Below are 19,980 nucleotides of genomic sequence, written 5' to 3' on the forward strand. Positions count from 1 at the left end.
GGACCTTGCGGTCCGCCCTCCCGGTACTGCTGTCGCACTTCGAACTATCAGAAGCGCTGGGTGTACTTCATGTACAGGAAGCGACCGACGTCGAAGCCACCGTAGTAGGCGAAGCTCGAGTTCGGCGCCGAGTACTGCAGCGCACCGCGGTGATCGAACACGTTGTTCGCACCCAGGGCGATGGTGGCATCCCACGGAGCCTTCCAGCTGACCTGCACATCGTGGAAGGTGTTGGAGCCGGTGTGGCGCAGCGGATCCGGCTCACCATTGGCGTAGTGGTTCGGAGCGTCGCACCATGCGTCGTCGATGCAGCTTTCCTTCATGCCCGAGTAGTAGCGGGCAGTCCAGTTGACGCCGAAGTCACCCAGCTCCCAGTTGACACCCAGGTTCGAACGGACGCGGAACAGGCCCGGCTCACCAACGCGACCGATGGTGATGTTCTCACCCTTCTTGTTCTGGCCGGCTTCGTCGTACTTGGCCAGGTAGCTGGTCTGCCAGTCGATGCTGAACTTGCCGATCGACAGTTCCGGCAGGCGGTACTTGACACCCAGATCGTAGCCTTCGGTCTCCATCGAGCCGAGGTTGGCCAGGCCGTAGGTCAGTGCCTCGATATGGCCATCAGCGGCACGGGTGACGCCTTCGCAGCGAGCTGCGTTGCCCAGCACGTAGCAGTCACGCAGGATGCGATCAACGCTGTCAGCGATGATCATGTTCTTCAGCTCGTAGCGGTACCAGTCGAGCGAGATGTCCAGGCCCTGCACCCAACGCGGGCTCCAGACCAGGCCAACCGTCTTGCTCTTGGAGGTTTCCGGCTTCAGAGCCGAATTCGAACCGCTGACGAACTGGTCCGGGGTCGCGCACGGGAAGGTGCTGCAAGGCGCGAAGCCCTGGCCGACCTGCACGTAGTTGGCCGGCACGCCAGCCGCGGCGCAGGCAGCATTGCCAGCGACGTTGCCCGGCGAGGTCGAACCGCACGGATCGGTATAACGCTCGAAGCTCGAGTTGGTGCCGCCGTACAGATCGTCAACGGTCGGTGCGCGGAAGCCTTCTGCGTAGGTACCGCGGACCAGCAGTTCGTCGATCGGGCGCCACACCAGGCCGAACTTCGAGTTGATCGTGTCACCGAAGTTGCTGTAGTCAGAGTAGCGGCTTGCGACGTTGAAGGTCAGTTCCTTGGCAAACGGCAGGTCCGACAGGATCGGCACGTTCAGTTCCAGGTAGAACTCATCCAGCGAGTAGTTGCCCGAGGTGGTGGTCGACGCCAGGCCGGTCGACTGGCCCGACTGACGGAAGGCGTCCGGCACGAAGCGGCCTTCTTCCTTGCGGTGCTCGTAGCCCATGGCCACACCCAGGTCACCGGCCGGCAGCTCGAACAGCGAACCGGACAGGTTGGCGGTGTAGCTGGTGGTCTTGGTCACACCAGTGTCGGTGTAGGTCGGGAACAGGAAGTTCTGCAGATCACGGTCGGCAAGCGAGCCCTGGCCGTTGACGCCGTAAGGCAGCAGCGGGTTCCACGGGCGACACTGGCTCAGCGGGATCGGATTGGCGGCGGTCCCGCACTGAGCAACGCCCTGGCCGTTGATGAACGACTTGCCAAGTGCCTGCTCGGAAGCGATCAGGCTCATGTCGCCGTAGCCGGTCTTGGTCAGCTCGTTGCGGTTCCACAGCGCGCCAACGTCCCAGTCCCAGGTCTTGCCGGCAAACTCGAAGAAGCCACTCAGGCTCGGCGCGAAGCGCAGGGTCTTGAGGTCGCTCTTGGTGGTACGCGGCACTTCCCACAGGCGGCGACGGAACTCAACGTCCTGGCCGATCGGGTTGAACGCGCTGTCCTTCGACAGCGGGGTACCGAACGACAGCGACTGGTACGGGTAACCCGCGATCTGCTGGTCGGTGGTGCGCTGGTTGTACAGCACGTCAGCATTGAAGGTGATCGAATCAGCCAGATCGTAGCTGCCGTTGACATACACGGACTTACGCTCGATGCCGGTCTGCACCATCATCTGCTGGTTGGCGTTGGAGTACTCGGCCGGAGTCAGCAGGTGGTAGTCGGCCGCATTCTTCGGGTCACCGCCCGGATTCAGGGTCTTCCACTCCGGCTGCGGCTGGCCTGCAGCGCGCGGCTTGCAGTCGCCCCACACGCGCGGGTCGCACCAGGTGCTGTTCTGGCTCAGCGGGCTCCAGTCGGCAGAGGTCGAATTCGGGCCCAGGCCGCCGTCGCGGCTGAACCAACGATCCTTCGCCCAGACCGGATCCTGCTTGGAGTACTCGGCCGACAGGGTCACGCCGCCACGCTCGCCTTCAGAGCCGAGGGTGAACGAGTAGGTGTTGGTGTCGCCGTCGCCGCGGCCGTACTGGCCAACGTAGACGCTGGCTTCAGCACCATCGAAGCGCTTGCGGGTGATCACATTGACCACGCCAGCAATGGCGTCCGAACCGTAGATGGCGGAGGCGCCATCCTTCAGCACTTCGATGCGCTCGACGGCGGCCATCGGAATCTGGCTCAGATCCTGGTAGCCGGCAGTGGTCGCGCCCAGGCGCTTGCCGTTCATCAGCACCAGGGTGCGCTGCGCGCCAAGGTTGCGCAGGTCGACGTAGTAGCCGCCAACGTTTTCGCCGGAGGACAGCGAGTCCGCGCGGGAAATGGCCGGCGAACCTGCCGAGGTCAGGTTCTGCAGGACATCGGCGACGGTGGTGTAGCCCTGCTTTTCCAGGTTCTCACGGCTCAGCGTGAGGACCGGCTGCTGGGTCTCCATCGAGGCGCCGCGGATGCGCGAGCCCGTGATTTCGATGCGATCCAAGGTGGTCGCATCCTTTGCTTCCTGCGCAGAAGCAAAGGCGGGCGTCAGCGCCAACGCAATGCCAGCCGGCAGAAGGCCCAGCCGCACTGCGGGATTACGAACGTTCATCTATCTCTCCAAGGTACGTGTTAGCAGCGTGTTAAAACACCCCAGCACGTTACGATTGCGTTGCAGCGCTGTATTTGCGCGAGCCAACCGGAGACTTTGCAGATTGTGGCGGCAGCAAGCCGCCGTTTTCCCTGAAGCGCGATGCGGACTGGCCGTAGCGGGCGCGGAACGCACGCGCGAAGCTGCAGCAGTTGTCGAAGCCACTGGCCGCAGCGACCTCGCCAACCATCATGTCGGTGTCACGCAGCAGGTCGGCCGCCCGTTCCAGGCGCAAACGTGCTGAAAGCGACTGCGGGCTTTCCTCGTACAGGCTCTGGAAAGTCTTGGAGAGATACCAGCTGGAGAAGTTGGTCAGCTCGGCCAGTTCACCGATGCGCACCACGCGGTGGCTGTTGCCTTCCAGGTACAGGCGGGCGCGCTGCATGCGGCCGAATACCTGGCGCTTGCGGCTGCGCGAGCGACCCGGGCAACGCTGCACGTTGTCGGCCAGCCCACGCTGCAGGCCCGCCAGATGCAGCAGCAGCGGGCGCAGTGCCTGTGCCGGCTGGCCACTGGCCAGCGCATCGCGCCACAGGCGCAGCGCAACGCGGGCATCGCCACGGCTCATGCGGCCACGCCCGGCGTACAGGCCGCAGTCGGCCATCTCGGCCAGCACGCGCAGTGCTTCGACAGTCAGGTTCAGGCCAACGCACAAGCCGTTGCGGCCTGCCTGCACCAGCGGCCGCGACTCTTTCTCGAAGGCGATCCACTCGCCCTGGCGCAAGCGGAAGCGTCCTTCCTTGGCTTCCACCCAGGAGCTGCCGCGCACCTGCATCCACACAGTGAAGCTGCTGCCTGCGGTCTGCAGGCTGCCGAGCCGGGCCACGCCCAGGCAGGTCGGCGCAGCATCGTCGAGCGACCGGTCCAGAGAGACGGTTTGGCCACGATCGGCCAGCGAGAGTTGACGCATGGGGGCACCACGGTTTGCCTAGTACAGGCCTCCGTTTTGCCAAATCAGGCGGCACCACGTCAGGAAAGTCAGACGAGATCGCCACGAATTCGCGGCGAGGTCGCCACGAAGAAATTACGAAGGCCCATTTCCGTTGAACAACAACAACTTGGAGAACGCCGGAAGCAGCGTCGGCGAGCGCTCGGGCAAGCGCATCACGCCGATGTCGGCACCGTCGCTGACCGCCATTGCCACGAACAGCGTGTGCCCATCGGCGCCGGCACTCAGCCCGTTGCCGGCACTGAGGCGTTCCGCATCCAGGCAGCGTTCCGGTTCCTCGCGCCCGGCCTGGATCAGCACCAGTGTCGTGCCACAACGGGTGGACGTACCGAGGTAGCCGATCGCGTTGTTGCCGGCCACGGTCCAGGCCCGGTACCGCCACCGGCTGGGCCGGTCATCGCTGATCTGCTGCACACTTGCCGGTGCCAACGCCGCATCCACCGACCACAGGCCTCCTGCGGCCAGGCGGGTGAACAGCACACGCCCGCTGCTGCGATCGAACCGCGCCTGCGAAACACCGTCGATGCTGGCCAGGCGGCGCCAGGGCTGCACGCTTCGATCAAACAGGCTCAGCCGGGTCTGTTGCTGGTCATCGCGCTCGACCACCAGCAGCTGGTCCGGGCGTGCCCCGTACAGTGCCTGCAGCGGCTGCTCCGACGGGACAGGCAACGGCTGGACGCGTTCGTCACGTGGGGCGATCTCATAGACCACCGTGCGTCCGTGCTCGTCGCGCCCCACCACCAGCAACCGCCGGCTGTCGGCCGACCAGTCCGGTGCCTGACGTGCCTCGGGCCGCAAGCCTTCGATCGGCCGCAGCGAATCGGGGCGCTCCATGTCCGCCCACCACAGCGCGAAGCTGCCTGAACGATCGGACGTGAACACCAGTTGGCGTCCATCCGGCGCCGCCATCGGCTGCCCATCCCGGCCACTGGACGCAAACAAGCGCTGCGGCGGCGAGCCGCCCTCCATCGGCACCTTGAAGATGCCGAACTGCGCGCGCCGATGGACGAAGGCCAGCATGCCCGCGCGGCGTGCAGTGGCCGGCCACTGTGCGTCGTCGAGCCCGGCATCGCGCAGCGTGCGGCTCTCGACGTCCAGGTAGTACAGGCGCACTTCACTGTCGACACGGCGTCCAAACACGATCGTCCGGCCATCACGCAACCAGGCCCAGCCACGCAGTTCAGCGGCCTCGCTGGTCAGCTGCTCGGGCGTGCCACCCGCTGCCGGCATGCGCCACAGGTCGCCCAGCTGCGGATTGCGCACGAACACCAGCCACTTGCCATCAGGCGAGTAGCGCGGCGCATAGTCGAAGTCATCCTCGGCAACACCGTAGTCCAGCGCCTCCCATTGGCCACTGGCCAGATCGAGCTTGCGGATGCCCCGATGGGCATAGCGCCCCACCATGCTGCCGAACACCAGGCCACGGCCGTCCGGCGTCCAGTCGAAACTGAGCAGCTCGGTGCCATCGCACCGCGTGGCCTGGCGCAGGGCACCACCGGTCGCGCTGGCGATCAGCACCTGGCAGCCGCCGTTGTTGCTGAACCGCGCGAAGGCGATCTCGCGTCCATCCGGCGACCAGCTCGGGAAGCGGTCAACCGAGCCGGCCGGCGGAGCCAGCAGCTGCCGCGCTGGCGCGTTGCCGGAGGTCTGCACCTTGATCGCCCCACCCCCTTGCCCGTCTTCGTTGGCGCCTTCATAGGCCACCAACGAGCCATCGGGTGAAAGCGTGGGATAGGTTTCAAAACCGCTGGTTGCGGTGATCAACCGATAGGGACGCTGCGGGCTGCCGATCACGCGCGTGCCGTTCTCCACGGCCGCATCCACCGCTGAACTGCTGGCCGGTGCCCGCCGCAGCAGCAGCGCGGCCAGCACCACCACCGTGGCCAGCATCAGCACGCCCAGCACCAGCAGCACGCGCCGGCGGACATGGCGCCAGCGGCGGCGCGATGCCTGCACGTGTGCCGGCATCTCCTCGGCGATGCCCATCACCGGTTGCACGTCCGCGATTCCGTCATCGGCTCCTGCGGACGGCGCCGGCTCGACATCGTCCAGTACCTGCACCGGCACCAGCAGGCGATAGCCGGTCTTGGCGATGGTCTCGATATAGGCCTGGCCGTTGTCGTCGTCGTTGCTGAACGCCTTGCGCAGCTGGGTGACGGCCTGGGTAAGCACATCATTGGTCGGCAGCGTGTCCGGCCAGACTTCCGCGAACAGTTCATCGCGGGTGACAACGCGCCCGGGCTGGCGCAGCAGTACACGCAGCACGCCCAGCGCCTTCGGCGTCAGCCGACGCGGGCGACGCGCACCGACGACCTCGACTTCTCGCGAGGACAGAGTGACAGTGCACTCTCCGATCCGGATCCGATCGAATCCGGGGGGCTGGTTTTCACTGCTGTTCATTTTCCGCTACACAGTAGAGACAGGTCCGGGGCAGCGTTTGCCTTCGATACCCTCCCGTCCTGGGAACAGCAAAAAGCCAGACTCCGCACAAAGCATCGGCGCATACCGCAAAAACAATGAAGCGGGCGAATACTAGCCTATGCGGGTTACCTCGCCTATCGCGTGGTCGACATCCAGGCTCTCTCTCGCCGACGCATTCACATAATTTGCTGCACCATTCGCGCCCTGCGGGGCGCGGAATTTTTATCTGGCGTTCATTTTCACATGCGCCGCAGCATGGTCAATCCGACCAGTCGTGAAACCACCAAAGCCACGTACATCACGCCTGAAAACTGCTCCAGCATGACCAATGCACGCGCCTGCGGATGCAGTGGCACGACGTCGCTCAGGCCGACACCCGAGAGCAAACTGAAGCTCAGATAAAGCAGTTCCATCCAGGTGCGCTGTGCACCGCCACCGGTGCCCTGGAAACTGCCCGGATACCACTGCTGGCACACGGCGAAAGCAAACGCGAAGGCCCAGGCCAGCAACGTGAATGTCGCACCTGCCGCGAACAGTTCATCGCGGGTGACTTTATGGTCCTGGAGCATGTAGGCGATGAGTGCACCGGCCGTATAGAAGTACAGCAGGCTTTCCAGCAGCTGCGCGGTGGTCAGCAGCGCACTGCGATCCAGCAATGCACCGGCCAGCGAGAACACCACCGAGGGAATGGCCAGCAGCAGCGCCAGCCAGGTGCCCAGCGGGCTGCGCTGGACCACCCACAGCGCCAGGCCCAGTACCGCCATGCCGAACATGCCCAGCGCCGCGCGGCCCGCAGCGGTGTCATCCAGCGCGGGGTACAGCAGCACGGCGATCAACTGGGCTCCCAGCAGCCAGGCCGAAGGATGACGGCGGGCAATGGCCAGCCAGCGGGTGGTGATCGCAACGGGCATGGCGTCCTTTCCCCAGGGTGGTGGGCCGAGGATAGCCGGGAGCGGTGTGATGAGCGGTAGCGCCGGCCGCTGGCCGGCACCCCCGCTTCCGCATCACCCCTGGCGGTAGACCTCGGCACCGGCCGCGCGGAACTCCGCCGACTTCTCCTTCATGCCGGCCTCGGCGTAGTCGCGCACGTCCTGGGTGATCTTCATCGAACAGAAGTGCGGACCGCACATCGAGCAGAAGTGCGCCAGCTTGTGCGCATCCTTCGGCAGCGTCTCGTCATGGAATTCCTTGGCCTTCTCCGGATCCAGGCCAAGATGGAACTGGTCTTCCCAGCGGAACTCGAAGCGCGCCTTGCTCAGCGCGTTGTCGCGCACCTGCGCGCCCGGATGGCCCTTGGCCAGGTCGGCCGCATGCGCGGCGATGCGATAGGCCATGATGCCGTCACGCACGTCCTGGCGATTGGGCAGGCCGAGGTGTTCCTTCGGCGTCACGTAGCAGAGCATGGCGGTACCAAACCAGCCGATCATCGCCGCACCGATCGCGCTGGTGATGTGGTCGTAGCCCGGCGCGATGTCGGTGGTCAGCGGGCCCAGCGTATAGAACGGTGCCTCGCCGCACTCGCGCAGCTGCTTGTCCATGTTCTCCTTGATCAGCTGCATCGGCACATGGCCGGGGCCTTCGATCATGGTCTGCACATCATGCTTCCAGGCGATCTTCGTCAGCTCACCCAGCGTTTCCAGCTCACCGAACTGCGCGGCGTCGTTGGCATCGGCGATGCAGCCCGGGCGCAGGCCGTCACCCAGCGAGAAGGTCACGTCATAGGCCTTCATGATCTCGCAGATGTCTTCGAAATGCGTGTAGAGGAAATTCTCCTTGTGGTGCGCCAGGCACCACTTGGCCATGATCGAGCCACCACGGCTGACAATGCCGGTCACGCGCTTGGCGGTGAGTGGCACGTAGCGCAGCAGCACGCCAGCGTGGATGGTGAAGTAGTCCACGCCCTGCTCGGCCTGCTCGATCAGCGTGTCACGGAAGATTTCCCAGGTAAGTGCTTCGGCACGGCCGTCGACCTTCTCCAGCGCCTGGTAGATCGGCACGGTACCGATCGCCACCGGCGAGTTGCGGATGATCCACTCGCGGGTCTCATGGATGTGCTTGCCGGTGGACAGGTCCATCACCGTGTCACCGCCCCAGCGGATCGCCCACACCAGTTTCTCCACTTCCTCGGCAATGCCCGAGGACACCGCGCTGTTGCCGATGTTGGCGTTGATCTTGGTCAGGAAGTTGCGGCCGATGATCATCGGCTCGCTTTCCGGGTGGTTGATGTTGTTGGGCAACACCGCGCGGCCGCGTGCGATCTCATCGCGCACGAACTCCGGTGTGATGATCTTCTGGATCGAGGCACCAAATGCCTCGCCGGGGTGCTGCTGCAGCAGGCCGGCATCGCGGATCGCGTCCAGGCGCTGGTTCTCGCGGATGGCGACGAACTCCATCTCCGGCGTGATGATGCCACGGCGCGCGTAGTGCATCTGGGTGACGTTGGCACCTGCACGCGCACGGCGCGGCAGGCTGCGCGCGGGAAATCGCACCGCATCGAGCTTCGGGTCCTGCTCGCGATCGCGGCCGAACGAAGAACTCAGTCCTTCGAGCTGCTCGGTATCACCGCGCTCTTCCACCCAGCCGCGGCGCAGTTCCGGCAAACCGGCCGACAGATCGATGCGCACCTCCGGATCGGTGTACGGACCGGACGTGTCGTAGACCGTGACCGGTGCGTTCTCTTCGCCGCCGAACAGCGTCGGCGTGCGGGTCAACGCGATCTCGCGCATCGGCACCTGCAGATCCGGACGTGAGCCGGGCACGTGGATCTTGCGCGAGCCGGGGATGGGCCGGGTCACGGATTCGGAGAGTTGCTGGGCCTGTTGCTGCAGGGCGGAGAGCTGTGCGTTCATCGGGCATCGTCCAGGAAGGTCAGGGACGAAGCGGCGGCGCACTGCTGCCGCTCCCGGACGGTCCTAGGGCGGAGTCCGGGCATGGCTGCACTGCAAAGCTTCCCTACGCCGGTATGAGCCGGATCAGGTTCCAAGGGACTGTCTCAACCGTGGCCACATGGCCGCGGTACCCCCGCTTCTTGGTGCGCATTAGACCATAGAACGCACCGCAGCTCCTGGCTGTTCCATCCACGCACGGCGTGGATCCGCTGTTTCTGTATTAACAGAACCGTGACATCGCATTCAGTAACGTGCACGCGCATCGTGCCGCTGCGGCCGGTGTTTCCTCGCCGCCTTCGCGGCCCCTGCCCGGTCTGTGCTGCATGTCGCCGGCCCCTCGCAGCAAGCTCTGCTCGCTCCCCTCAATCCCTTGATCGGAGAAGCCCCTTCATGGTGTTTCGCGTTTCCATTGCACTGGTTCTGCTGCTGGTGCTGCTCGCCGGTGTTGCACCCGGCCCCTTCAATACCGTGGTGCAGAGCATCCTCGGCGAACTCATCCGCGGCATCGGCTGGCTCTACCTGCTGGTCGTGTTCCTGGCCCTGGTATTCCTGATGTACCTGGCCTTCGGCCGCTTCGGCAACCTGCGCATCGGTGGCGAAGACGCCGAACCGGAATTTTCGCGGGCCAGCTGGATGTCGATGCTGTTCGCCGCCGGCATGGGCATCGGCCTGGTGTTCTGGGGCGCTGCCGAGCCCATTTCGCATTTCAGCAAACCACCGGAAGGGCTGGCACCTGAAAGCATGGATGCTGCGCGTGCTGCCATGCGCTACGTATTCTTCCATTGGGGCCTGCACCCGTGGGCCATCTATGCGTTGATCGGCCTGGCAATGGCCTGGTTCCAGTTCAACCGCAACGGCCGTGGCCAGGTCAGTGACATGCTGCAACCGATCATCGGCCGCCACCATCGTGGCTGGATCGGGCGTGTGGTCAACATCTCCGCGGTCGTTGCCACTGCGATTGGCGTGGCTACAGCACTGGGCTTCGGCACGGTGCAGATCGCAGCCGGCGTGGAACGCGTATTCGGCGTGCAGGCTGGCGTTCCGCTGCAGTTGACGATCATTGCGATGGCCTTCGTTCTGTACATGGCGTCCACGCTCAGTGGCGTCGGCCGCGGCATGAAATGGCTGTCCAACTTCAACCTTGCACTGGCGGCGCTGCTGTTGGCACTGGTGCTGGTGCTCGGCCCGACTGGCGCGATCTTCAATACCTTCACCACCACGCTGGGCTCCTATCTCAATCAGCTGGTGACGATGAGCCTGCGCATGTCGCCGTTCTCGTCCAGCACCTGGGTGGCCGACTGGACGATCTTCTACTGGGCCTGGTGGATTTCCTGGGCACCGTTCGTGGGCTCGTTCATCGCGCGCATCTCGCGAGGCCGCAGTGTTCGGGAGTTCGTGATCGGCGTGGTGTTGGCGCCGACGCTGCTGGGTTTCTTCTGGTTCTCGGTGTTCGGCGGCACCGCCATCTGGATGCAGATCTTCGGCCAGGCCGACCTGCTGCAGGCGCTGGGCAACGGCTACGAGACAGTGCTGTTCACCATGTTCGACAGCCTTCCGTTGCCTCTTCTTCTGTCGAGCATCGCGTTGGTGCTGCTGATGATCTTCTTCGTGACCTCGGCTGATTCTGCGGTACTGGTACTGGCCAGCATGTCCACGGACGACGCTGGCGAGCCATTGCGCAAGCACAAAGTGGCGTGGGGTGTCGGCATTGCGCTGGTGGCGGGTTCCTTGCTGTTGGCAGGCGGGCTGGAGGCGCTGCAGGGCATGATCACCATCGCAGCGCTGCCGTTCGCGCTGCTGATGCTTCTTGTGATGGTGTCGCTGTACCGGGTGCTGGACCAGGAGTACACGCGTGAGCGGCGGCAGGCGCAGCGCCAGCGGCACATGATCGATGCGTGGATCGCACGCGAGATGGCGGCGCAGGAGGAGACCCAGGCGGAGGCAGCGCGCGCGCACGATCAGGATTGAGGGGGTTTTGCAGCCTGCGGCTGCACCGCTTTTCTCAAGCAACGGCAACAGCAACTTCAAAAGCGGCTCTGGATTTCTGCTGGTTTGGCGGGGAGGGGGCAGATGGCGGGACACGCCGCAAGTACGTCCTTGTAGGCTCGTCCACGGCATCCATGCCGTGGACGGTCCCGCCATCTGCCCCCTCCCCGCCTCCGACAATTTCCCGGTGACGGCAGTAGATCCACGCCACGCGTGGATCAGGTGTATCGGAAAACAAGAAGGGGTCGGATCCGTTTTCCTTCGGAAAACGGATCCGACCCCAACCCACAGCGCGCGGCTGTTGCTGTTGCTGTTGTCTTTGCTTTTGATCTTCTTCTTTCTCTTCCTGCGGTGGCGGCCGCAGGAAACTGTCCGTGGCCGGGCGGGTGGGTTGGCTGGGGGCGTGAGCCGCATGGGCCCGAGGCATGCCTCGGGCGGGTTGGGCAGGACGCCCAACCCCGGGCTTGCCGTGTGCGCAGGACAGCGCACACGAGCAAGCGGCTGCCAAGCCTCCAGGGACGGATTCACGGCGTCCCCCGAACAGCCCACCCGCCCGGCCCAATCACATGATCCCGCTTCCACGAACCATCACCGCAGAGGGGGCTCAGCCCGGTGGCCGGGAAACCTCAATACCCCGCCGCCTGCCCATCCTTGCGACTCTCCGACGCGCCGTAATAGACCCCGGTCTCGGGATCACGCATGATCGCCTGATACCCACCATACGGGCCGTCGGCGAACACGATGCGATGCCCCTTGCGCATCAGCGCGCGCACCGTTTCATACGGGAAGCCGGTTTCCAGATTCACTTCACCACCGTCGGTCATCGCCGTGGCCTGCCCGGTCGGTTCGGTTGAGCCTTCATGCTGGATGCGCGGCGCATCGCCGGCTTCCTGCAGGTTCATGCCGAAGTCCACCAGGTTCATCACGATCTGCGCGTGGCCCTGAGGCTGCATCGCGCCGCCCATCACGCCGAAGCTGGCGTACGGCTTGCCCCCCTTGGTGATGAAGGCCGGAATGATGGTCTGGAACGGGCGCTTGCCCGGCGCATAACCGTTGGGATGATTCTTCTGCAACACGAACATCTCGCCACGGTCCTGCAGGATGAAGCCCAGCCCCGGCGGCGCCATGCCACTGCCCATGCCGCGGTAGTTGGACTGGATCAGCGACACCATCATGCCGTCGGCATCGGCCACGGTCATGTAGATCGTGTCGCCCTCCTCCAGTTGCTTCGGCGTGCCCGGCTGCACTTCCTTCAACGCCTTGTCCATCGAGATCAGCGCGCGGCGCTGCGTGGCGTACTCCTTGGAGATCAGCTTCTGCACCGGTGCCGGCTGGAATGCCATGTCGGCGTAGAAGCGTGCACGGTCGGCGAAGGCCAGCTTCTTCGCTTCAACGAACAGGTGCACATGCTCCGGTGAACCAAACGGGATCTTCGAGAAGTCGTAGCCTTCCAGCACGTTGAGGATCTGCAGCGCGGCAATGCCCTGGCTGTTCGGTGGCAGTTCCCACACGTCGTAGCCACGGTAGTTGCTGCTGACGGGCTCGACCCATTCACCATGGTGGTCGGCCATGTCCTGGTAACTCAGGTAGCCACCGTTGGCCTTGAAGTAGTCGCCGATGGTGCGGGCGATGTCCCCCTTGTAGAAGGCGTCGCGGCCGCCGTCGGCGATCTTCTGCAGGGTGCTGGCCAGGTTCGGGTTCTTCCACATCTCGCCCTTGCGCGGGGCATGGCCGTTGATCGTGAACTGCTCCTTGAAGCCCGGGTACTGCGACAACTTCGGCACCGAGCGGTCCCAGTAGTACGCGATCACTTCGGCCACCGGGTGCCCTTCGCGGGCATAGCGGATGGCCGGCGCGAGGTTGTCGGCCATCGGCTTGCGGCCGAAGCGTTCGTGCAGCGCGAACCAGCCATCGACCGCGCCGGGCACCGACACCGGCAGCGGGCCGGTGGCCGGAATGTCCTTCAGGCCACGGCGCTGGAACTCGGCCAGGGTGAGCGATTTCGGCGAGCGGCCCGAGCCGTTGTAGCCATAGAGCTTCTGCGTCTTCGGGTCCCAGACGATGGCGAACAGGTCGCCGCCGATGCCGTTGCCGGTGGGCTCCATCAGGCCGAGCGCGGCGTTGGCGGCAATCGCAGCGTCCACTGCCGAACCGCCGCCCTTCATCACGTCCAGCGCGATCTGGGTGGCCAGCGGCTGCGACGTGGCGGCCATCGCGTGCGGGGCGATCACCTCCGAACGGGTGGCGAAGGTCTGGCCGGTAATGCGGTCGGCGGCGAAGGACAGTGCAGGCATGGCGGCGAGCACGGCGGTGGCGAGCAGGGAACGGGCAAGGCGTCGGGACACGGTCGGGTTCCGATGGAAGGGTGGTGCTCCGATCTTCGCCGCTGCGGCCTTCACGCGGTATCGGGCAGAGGTCATGGGCGATGGTCTTTCGGTGGGTGCGGACCCAGGCCCGCACCCACCAAGGCGAAAACAGCCCGGATTCCGCGCAGAAACCGCTCTGAAAGGAGTGAATTCGGGTTCATCGAAACACTTTCAGCGGCAACCATCCTTGTGCCGCAAGCGATTGCGCGGGATGCGCCGGAAACCGATAGAAAATCCGTCGCGAGGGTTGACAGCGCCGAAATGGCTGTGTTTCTCTCGATCACATGTTGCATCACAACACGCCACCGCGAACCCACATTGAAGCCGCCGACACCGGCGCCGCCTCGCTGCGTTCGATTCTTGTGCTCGTACTTATTACCCAGCCAACAGGTGCGGGACGAGCCAGCGTGTAAGCAACAAACACCCCGGAACTCATCAAAACCCGCACCCGCCCCGGTGCGGGTTTTTTCATTTCAGGACCTGGTTTCAGACGCAACCACCATGAACAACGCCAACTTCAAAACCTGGACCAGCACCGCCACGACGCCTCGTAGCGGCTGTGCCTGTGCGACGCATGGCGCCTCCTCCACCGCTTTCCCCTGACCGGCCGGCACGTCACCTTCGACGACCGGCCGTTCTTTTTTCTTCCCACCGCAAGGAACCTCCCCCATGAGCACCAACGACCTGCCCCAGACCAAGATCGCCGTCATCGGCTACGGCAGCCAGGGCCGCGCCCACGCACTGAACCTGCGCGAATCCGGCTTCGACGTGGTGGTAGGCCTGCGTCCGGGCGGCCCGACCGAGGTCAAGGCACAGGCCGATGGCTTCACCGTCAAGGCCCCGGCCGATGCAGTGAAGGATGCCGACCTGGTTGCCGTGCTGACCCCGGACATGGTGCAGAAGAAGCTGTACGACGACGTGCTGGCGCCGAACATGAAGCAGGGTGCGGTGCTGTTGTTCGCGCACGGCCTGAACGTTCATTTCGACATGATCAAGCCGCGTGACGATCTCGACGTTGTACTGGTCGCACCGAAGGGCCCGGGCGCGCTGGTCCGCCGCGAGTATGAAATCGGCCGCGGCGTGCCGTGCATCTGGGCGGTCTACCAGGACAAGAGCGGCAAGGCGGCTGAGTACGCCCTGGCCTATGCAGCCGGCCTCGGCGGCGCCCGCGCCAACCTGATCCAGACCACCTTCAAGGAAGAAACCGAGACCGATCTGTTCGGTGAGCAGGCCGTGCTGTGCGGCGGTGCCTCGGCGCTGGTGCAGGCCGGTTTCGAGACCTTGGTGGAAGCCGGCTACCAGCCGGAGATCGCCTATTACGAAGTACTGCACGAACTGAAGCTGATCGTGGACCTGTTCTACGAAGGTGGCATCTCGCGCATGCTGGAATTCATCTCCGAAACCGCGCAGTACGGCGACTACGTCAGCGGCCCGCGCGTGATCGATGCCGGCACCAAGGCACGCATGAAGGAAGTGCTGAAGGACATCCAGGACGGTACCTTCACCAAGAACTGGGTGGCCGAGTACGAAGCGGGCCTGCCGAACTACAACAAGTTCAAGCAGGCCGACCTGGAACACCCGATCGAGAAGGTAGGCAAGGAACTGCGCGCCAAGATGGTCTGGTTGCAAGGTCAAGCCGCGTAACAACGCGGCACCCCCACCCGCTCTGCAAGGTCCCCCATGAACTCTCCCACACACCGCAGCGCGCCGCCCAACGGCGCGCGCTGGCTGACCCAGGCGCTGGAGGCCGAGGGCGTCCGCACGCTGTTCGGCTATCCCGGCGGCACCATCATGCCGTTCTACGACGCGCTGGTGGATTCGTCGCTGAAGCACATCCTGGTGCGCCACGAGCAGGGTGCAGCGCTGGCGGCCAATGGCTTCGCCCGCGCCAGCGGCCAGGTCGGCGTCTGCGTGGCCACCTCCGGCCCCGGCGCCTCGAATCTGGTCACCGGCATTGCCGACGCGATGCTGGATTCGGTGCCGATGGTCTGCATCACCGGCCAGGTCGGCACGCCGCTGCTGGGCACCGATGCCTTCCAGGAACTGGATGTGTTCGGGCTGACGATGCCGATCGTCAAGCACAGCTGGCTGGTGCGCAGCGTCGATGATCTGCCGCGCGTGGTGGCCGACGCCTTCCGCATCGCCCGCGAGGGCCGTCCCGGCCCGGTGCTGATCGACCTGCCCAAGGATGTGCAGCTGGCCGATGCCAGCCACCTGCCGGTGCATGTGCCGAGCAGCGTTGAACCGCCGCCGGCGCCGGCCGAGGCCGCCATCGCCGAGGCGATCGCCGCACTGGCGGCGGCCGAGAAGCCGGTGGTCTACGCCGGTGGCGGCATCGCGCTGGGTGACGCGGTGCAGGACCTGCGTGACTTCGTCGAGGCCAGCGCCATCCCCACGGTGATGACCCTGCGTGGCTTGGGTGCGCTGCCGGCCAGCCATCCGCAGTCGCTGGGCATGCTGGGCATGCATGGCACCCGCGCGGCCAACATGGCCGTGCAGGAAAGCGACCTGCTGCTGGTGCTGGGGGCGCGCTTCGATGACCGCGCCACCGGAAAGCTGGCCGAGTTCGCGCCATTCGCCCGCGTCGTCCACATCGATGCGGACGCTTACGAGATCTCCAAGCTGCGCAGCGCCGACGTCGCCGTGCCTGGCAATGTCGGCCATGCCATCCGTGCCCTGCGTGCGGCCTTCCCCTCCCCCAGGGCCCACCAGGATGCATGGCGCAAGCGTTGCGCGCAGCACCGCGATCGCTTCGCGGCCCGCTACGATGCACCCGGCCAGCACATCTACGCGCCGGCGTTGCTGAAGCGCCTGAGCGAGCTGGCCCCGGCCGATGCGGTGATCGCCTGCGATGTCGGCCAGCACCAGATGTGGGTGGCCCAGCACTGCCGCTTCAACCACCCGCGCAACCACCTGACCAGCGGCGCGCTGGGCACCATGGGCTTCGGCCTGCCGGCGGCGATGGGCGCGCAGTTCGCCTGCCCCGACCGCACCGTGGTGCTGGTGTCCGGCGATGGCAGCTTCATGATGAACGTGCAGGAGCTGGCGACCATCGCCCGCTGCCGCCTGCCGGTGAAGATCGTGCTGCTGGACAACAGTTCGCTGGGCATGGTGCGGCAGTGGCAGGAGCTGTTCTTCGCCGAGCGTTACAGCGAGATCGACCTGTCCGACAACCCGGACTTCGTGGCATTGGCGCAGGTGTTCGGCATCGCCGCCACCCGCGTCGACAACCGCGACGACGTGGAAGGCGGCCTGGCCGCGCTGCTGGCCGAACCGGGCCCGGCACTGCTGCACGTGGCCATCGATGCACGCGCCAACGTGTGGCCGCTGGTGCCGCCGAACACCGCCAACAGCACGATGCTGGAAAGCAACCCCGCCCATGCCCGCCAGGAGACCCCCAATGCAATACCGGCTTGACCTGGTGCTGCACCCGGCCGAAGGCGCGCTGCTGCGCGTGATCGGCATGGCCGAGCGTCGCGGCTTCGCGCCGCGTGCGATCAGCGGTGCGCCGGTGGCCGCCGACGATGGCCGCTGGCACCTGCAGCTGGTGGTGGATGGCCAGCGCCCGGCGGAAACGCTGTGCCGGCAGATCGAGAAGATCTACGACTGCGTGTCCGTACAGGTCACCGCCGTGGAAGGAGTATCGCCATGAACACCCGTACCGTAGCGACCACGGTGCCGGTACGGAGGCGTCTTCTTCGTCGCCCGTGCCCGCACGCGGCGGTCTTCGGCACCGCGCTGGTGGCCCATGCCGGCCGCTGATGCCAGCCAGGAAAGCGATGTCGGCGACGTAAGCGTTGCCGACGTTCTGGCAGCGCAGGCCCGCCTGCGCCGCTTCCTGCCGCCCACCCCGCTGCACCATGCCGAGCGCTTCGGCACCTGGCTGAAGCTGGAGAACCTGCAGCGCACCGGTTCCTACAAGGTGCGCGGCGCCTTGAACGCTTTGCTGGCCGGCCGCGAACGCGGCGACACCCGTCCGGTGATCTGCGCCTCGGCCGGCAACCACGCCCAAGGCGTGGCCTGGGCCGCCTACCGTCTGGACGTACCGGCCATCACGGTGATGCCGCATGGCGCGCCGGCGACCAAGATCGCCGGCGTCGCCCATTGGGGCGCCACCGTGCGCCAGCACGGCAACAGCTACGACGAGGCCTACGCCTTCGCGGTCGAACTGGCGCGGCGCCACGGCTACCGCTTCCTGTCCGCGTTCGACGATGCCGACGTGATCGCCGGCCAGGGCACGGTCGGCATCGAACTGGCCGCGCATGCCCCTGACGTGGTGATCGTGCCGATCGGCGGCGGTGGACTGGCCTCCGGCGTGGCCCTGGCGCTGAAATCACAGGGCGTGCGCGTGGTTGGTGCACAGGTGGAAGGCGTTGACTCGATGGCGCGCGCGATCCGTGGCGATGTCCGTGAGATCGCCCCCGTCGCCTCGCTGGCCGATGGCGTGCGGGTGAAGATCCCCGGCTTCCTGACCCGCCGCCTGTGCACATCGCTGCTGGACGACGTGGTGATCGTGCGCGAAGCCGAGCTGCGCGAAACCCTGGTGCGGCTGGCGCTGGAAGAACACATCATCGCCGAGGGCGCCGGCGCGCTGGCGCTGGCCGCCGGCCGCCGCGTTGCCGGCCGCCGCAAGTGCGCGGTGGTGTCCGGCGGGAACATCGATGCCGGTGTCCTGGCCGGCCTGCTCACCGACATCCGTCCGCGCCCGCCACGCAAACCGCGGCGACGGCGCAGCGAAACACCGCGCTCGCCCGGCAAGGCCAGCGCCACCGCTTCCCCCACATCTTCCCCTTCCCCCCTGCAAGCCGTCGCACCCGCTGTCGAGGAGATTTCCCTGTGACCACCATCGAACGAATTACCACCCCGCGCATCCGCATCTTCGACACCACCCTGCGTGACGGCGAGCAGTCCCCCGGCTGCAGCATGAGCCCGCCGCAGAAGCTGGTGATGGCGCGTGCGCTGGACGAACTGGGCGTGGACATCATCGAGACCGGCTTCCCGGCCAGCTCGCAGTCCGACCGCGAGGCAATGGCGCTGATCGGCCGCGAACTGCGCCGACCGAGCCTGAGCCTGGCGGTGCTGTCGCGCTGCCTGCAGGCCGATATCGAGACCTCGGCACGTGCACTGGAAGCCGCGGCCAACCCGCGCCTGCACGTGTTCCTGTCGACCAGCCCGCTCCACCGCGAGCACAAGCTGCGGATGACCCGCGAGCAGGTCCTGGAGTCGGTACGCAAGCACGTAGCGCTGGCGCGTTCCTACATCGACGATGTCGAATTCTCGGCCGAGGATGCCACCCGTACCGAGCTGGACTACCTGATCGAGGTCTCGCGCGTAGCGATCGCCGCCGGCGCCACCACCATCAACCTGCCCGACACCGTCGGCTTCACTACGCCGGAAGAAATCCGCGCGATGTTCCAGCAGGTCATCGCCGGCGTCGCCGATGTACCGAACGCCGCCAATGTGATCTTCAGCGCGCACTGCCACAATGATCTGGGCCTGGCCGTGGCCAACTCGCTGGCCGCCATCGAAGGCGGCGCGCGCCAGGTCGAGTGCACCGTCAACGGCATCGGCGAGCGCGCCGGCAACTGTTCGCTGGAAGAGATCGCCATGGTGCTGAAGGTACGCCAGGCCTTCTACGAGCAGGACAGTTCGATCAACACCCCGCGCATCGTCGGCACCTCGCAGTTGCTGCAGCGCCTGGTCGGCATGCCGGTACAGCGCAACAAGGCCATCGTCGGCGCCAACGCGTTCGCCCACGAATCGGGCATCCACCAGCACGGCATGCTGCGCCATCGCGGTACCTACGAAATCATGCGCCCGGAAGACGTGGGTTGGGAGGACTCGCAGATGGTGCTGGGCCGCCACAGTGGCCGCGCCGCTGTTGAAGCGCGCCTGCGTGCGCTGGGCTTCTGGCTGGACGAAGACGAACTGAAACTGGTGTTCGAGCAGTTCAAGGGCCTGTGCGAACAGCAGCGCGTGGTCACCGATGCCGACCTGCAGACGTTGATGCAGGGCGGCTCCAACGCGCAGGGCTACCGCCTGGCCTCGATGACCATCAGCGATGTCGGCAGCCGTGCCAACGCGCTGGTTGAACTGTCCGACCCGGATGGCAACCGTGTCGCCGAAACCGCACAGGGCGACGGCCCGGTCGATGCGCTGTTCGGCGCACTGTCGGCCGCCACCGGCGTGCAGCTGATGCTGGACAGCTACCACGTACACAGCGTCGGCATCGGCGCCGATGCGCGCGGCGAAGCCAACCTGAGCGTGCGCCACGAAGGCGTGGAGTACGACGGCACCGGCACCAGCAAGGACATCATCGAAGCCTCCGCGCTGGCCTGGCTGGATGTTGCCAACCGTTTGCTGCGCCAGCGCCAGGCCGCCGCCCACAGCAGCACCGACGTTCCCACCCCCGCCACCGCCTGAGG

12 protein-coding genes and 1 riboswitch are annotated in these 19,980 nt (G+C 65.8%); of the genes, 6 read left to right on the forward strand and 6 right to left on the reverse strand.

Going from position 1 to position 19,980, the window contains the following annotated elements:
* Positions 1-47: 47 nt before the first annotated feature.
* The 5 genes from M1L61_RS19070 to thiC form a co-directional block, all read right to left on the reverse strand.
* Positions 48-2,906 carry a TonB-dependent receptor gene (locus M1L61_RS19070; RefSeq protein WP_010483986.1) on the reverse strand — a complete coding sequence of 953 codons (2,859 nt, stop codon included), beginning with the start codon at positions 2,904-2,906 and terminating at the stop codon, positions 48-50.
* Positions 2,907-2,955: 49 nt separating this feature from the next.
* Positions 2,956-3,855, reverse strand: coding sequence for a helix-turn-helix transcriptional regulator (locus tag M1L61_RS19075; protein WP_010483985.1), 900 nt, complete (start codon positions 3,853-3,855; stop codon positions 2,956-2,958).
* A 114-nt stretch (positions 3,856-3,969) separates the two neighbouring features.
* The gene (locus M1L61_RS19080; RefSeq protein WP_248853941.1) at positions 3,970-6,294 is read right to left on the reverse strand and encodes a winged helix-turn-helix domain-containing protein; all 2,325 of its coding nucleotides are present in this window, start codon (positions 6,292-6,294) and stop codon (positions 3,970-3,972) included.
* A 260-nt stretch (positions 6,295-6,554) separates the two neighbouring features.
* Positions 6,555-7,226 (reverse strand): ion channel, encoded by a 672-nt coding sequence (locus M1L61_RS19085; RefSeq protein WP_010483983.1) that lies wholly within the window; start codon positions 7,224-7,226, stop codon positions 6,555-6,557.
* Between the two features lie 93 nt (positions 7,227-7,319).
* Entirely contained in the window at positions 7,320-9,164 is a 1,845-nt protein-coding gene (gene thiC, locus M1L61_RS19090) for a phosphomethylpyrimidine synthase ThiC (RefSeq protein WP_010483982.1), read from the reverse strand.
* 82 nt (positions 9,165-9,246) lie between these two features.
* Positions 9,247-9,348, reverse strand: a riboswitch (TPP riboswitch).
* A 245-nt stretch (positions 9,349-9,593) separates the two neighbouring features.
* Between thiC and M1L61_RS19095 the strand changes: the two genes are divergently transcribed.
* Positions 9,594-11,171 (forward strand): BCCT family transporter, encoded by a 1,578-nt coding sequence (locus tag M1L61_RS19095; protein ID WP_049412107.1) that lies wholly within the window; start codon positions 9,594-9,596, stop codon positions 11,169-11,171.
* Positions 11,172-11,815: 644 nt separating this feature from the next.
* Here the strand turns inward: M1L61_RS19095 and ggt are convergent.
* The gene (gene ggt, locus M1L61_RS19100; protein ID WP_100064779.1) at positions 11,816-13,483 is read right to left on the reverse strand and encodes a gamma-glutamyltransferase; all 1,668 of its coding nucleotides are present in this window, start codon (positions 13,481-13,483) and stop codon (positions 11,816-11,818) included.
* A gap of 741 nt (positions 13,484-14,224) precedes the next feature.
* On the opposite strand from ggt, the gene ilvC reads away from it, so the two are divergent.
* The 5 genes from ilvC to M1L61_RS19125 all read left to right on the forward strand — a co-directional run bounded on the left by ilvC (position 14,225) and on the right by M1L61_RS19125 (position 19,978).
* Positions 14,225-15,199: a ketol-acid reductoisomerase gene (gene ilvC, locus M1L61_RS19105; protein ID WP_010480761.1), complete on the forward strand. Its 975-nt coding sequence runs from the start codon at positions 14,225-14,227 to the stop codon at positions 15,197-15,199.
* A 36-nt stretch (positions 15,200-15,235) separates the two neighbouring features.
* Positions 15,236-16,972: an acetolactate synthase 2 catalytic subunit gene (ilvG, locus tag M1L61_RS19110; RefSeq protein WP_043400196.1), complete on the forward strand. Its 1,737-nt coding sequence runs from the start codon at positions 15,236-15,238 to the stop codon at positions 16,970-16,972.
* Complete coding sequence (locus M1L61_RS19115; protein ID WP_005410947.1) at positions 16,956-17,207, forward strand: ACT domain-containing protein; 252 nt, start codon at positions 16,956-16,958, stop codon at positions 17,205-17,207. The genes ilvG and M1L61_RS19115 overlap by 17 nt, the downstream gene beginning before the upstream one ends.
* A gap of 96 nt (positions 17,208-17,303) precedes the next feature.
* Entirely contained in the window at positions 17,304-18,395 is a 1,092-nt protein-coding gene (locus tag M1L61_RS19120) for a threonine dehydratase (protein ID WP_010480771.1), read from the forward strand.
* Positions 18,392-19,978 carry a 2-isopropylmalate synthase gene (locus M1L61_RS19125; RefSeq protein ID WP_248853942.1) on the forward strand — a complete coding sequence of 529 codons (1,587 nt, stop codon included), beginning with the start codon at positions 18,392-18,394 and terminating at the stop codon, positions 19,976-19,978. Before M1L61_RS19120 ends, M1L61_RS19125 begins: the two co-directional genes overlap by 4 nt.
* The last annotated feature ends 2 nt before the right edge of the window (positions 19,979-19,980 follow it).

It is taken from the genome of Stenotrophomonas sp. NY11291 (assembly GCF_023277365.1).
GTDB lineage: Bacteria > Pseudomonadota > Gammaproteobacteria > Xanthomonadales > Xanthomonadaceae > Stenotrophomonas > Stenotrophomonas geniculata.

Bases quoted from the DNA above. Each gene is read 5' to 3' on its own strand.
- M1L61_RS19085 (WP_010483983.1), bottom strand. From the start codon at position 7,226: ATGCCCGTTGCGATCACCACCCGCTGGCTGGCCATTGCCCGCCGTCAT.
- M1L61_RS19120 (WP_010480771.1), top strand. From the start codon at position 17,304: ATGCCGGCCGCTGATGCCAGCCAGGAAAGCGATGTCGGCGACGTAAGC.
- ggt (WP_100064779.1), bottom strand. From the start codon at position 13,483: ATGCCTGCACTGTCCTTCGCCGCCGACCGCATTACCGGCCAGACCTTC.
- ilvG (WP_043400196.1), top strand. From the start codon at position 15,236: ATGAACTCTCCCACACACCGCAGCGCGCCGCCCAACGGCGCGCGCTGG.
- M1L61_RS19070 (WP_010483986.1), bottom strand. From the start codon at position 2,906: ATGAACGTTCGTAATCCCGCAGTGCGGCTGGGCCTTCTGCCGGCTGGC.
- M1L61_RS19075 (WP_010483985.1), bottom strand. From the start codon at position 3,855: ATGCGTCAACTCTCGCTGGCCGATCGTGGCCAAACCGTCTCTCTGGAC.
- thiC (WP_010483982.1), bottom strand. From the start codon at position 9,164: ATGAACGCACAGCTCTCCGCCCTGCAGCAACAGGCCCAGCAACTCTCC.
- M1L61_RS19095 (WP_049412107.1), top strand. From the start codon at position 9,594: ATGGTGTTTCGCGTTTCCATTGCACTGGTTCTGCTGCTGGTGCTGCTC.
- ilvC (WP_010480761.1), top strand. From the start codon at position 14,225: ATGAGCACCAACGACCTGCCCCAGACCAAGATCGCCGTCATCGGCTAC.
- M1L61_RS19080 (WP_248853941.1), bottom strand. From the start codon at position 6,294: ATGAACAGCAGTGAAAACCAGCCCCCCGGATTCGATCGGATCCGGATC.
- M1L61_RS19115 (WP_005410947.1), top strand. From the start codon at position 16,956: ATGCAATACCGGCTTGACCTGGTGCTGCACCCGGCCGAAGGCGCGCTG.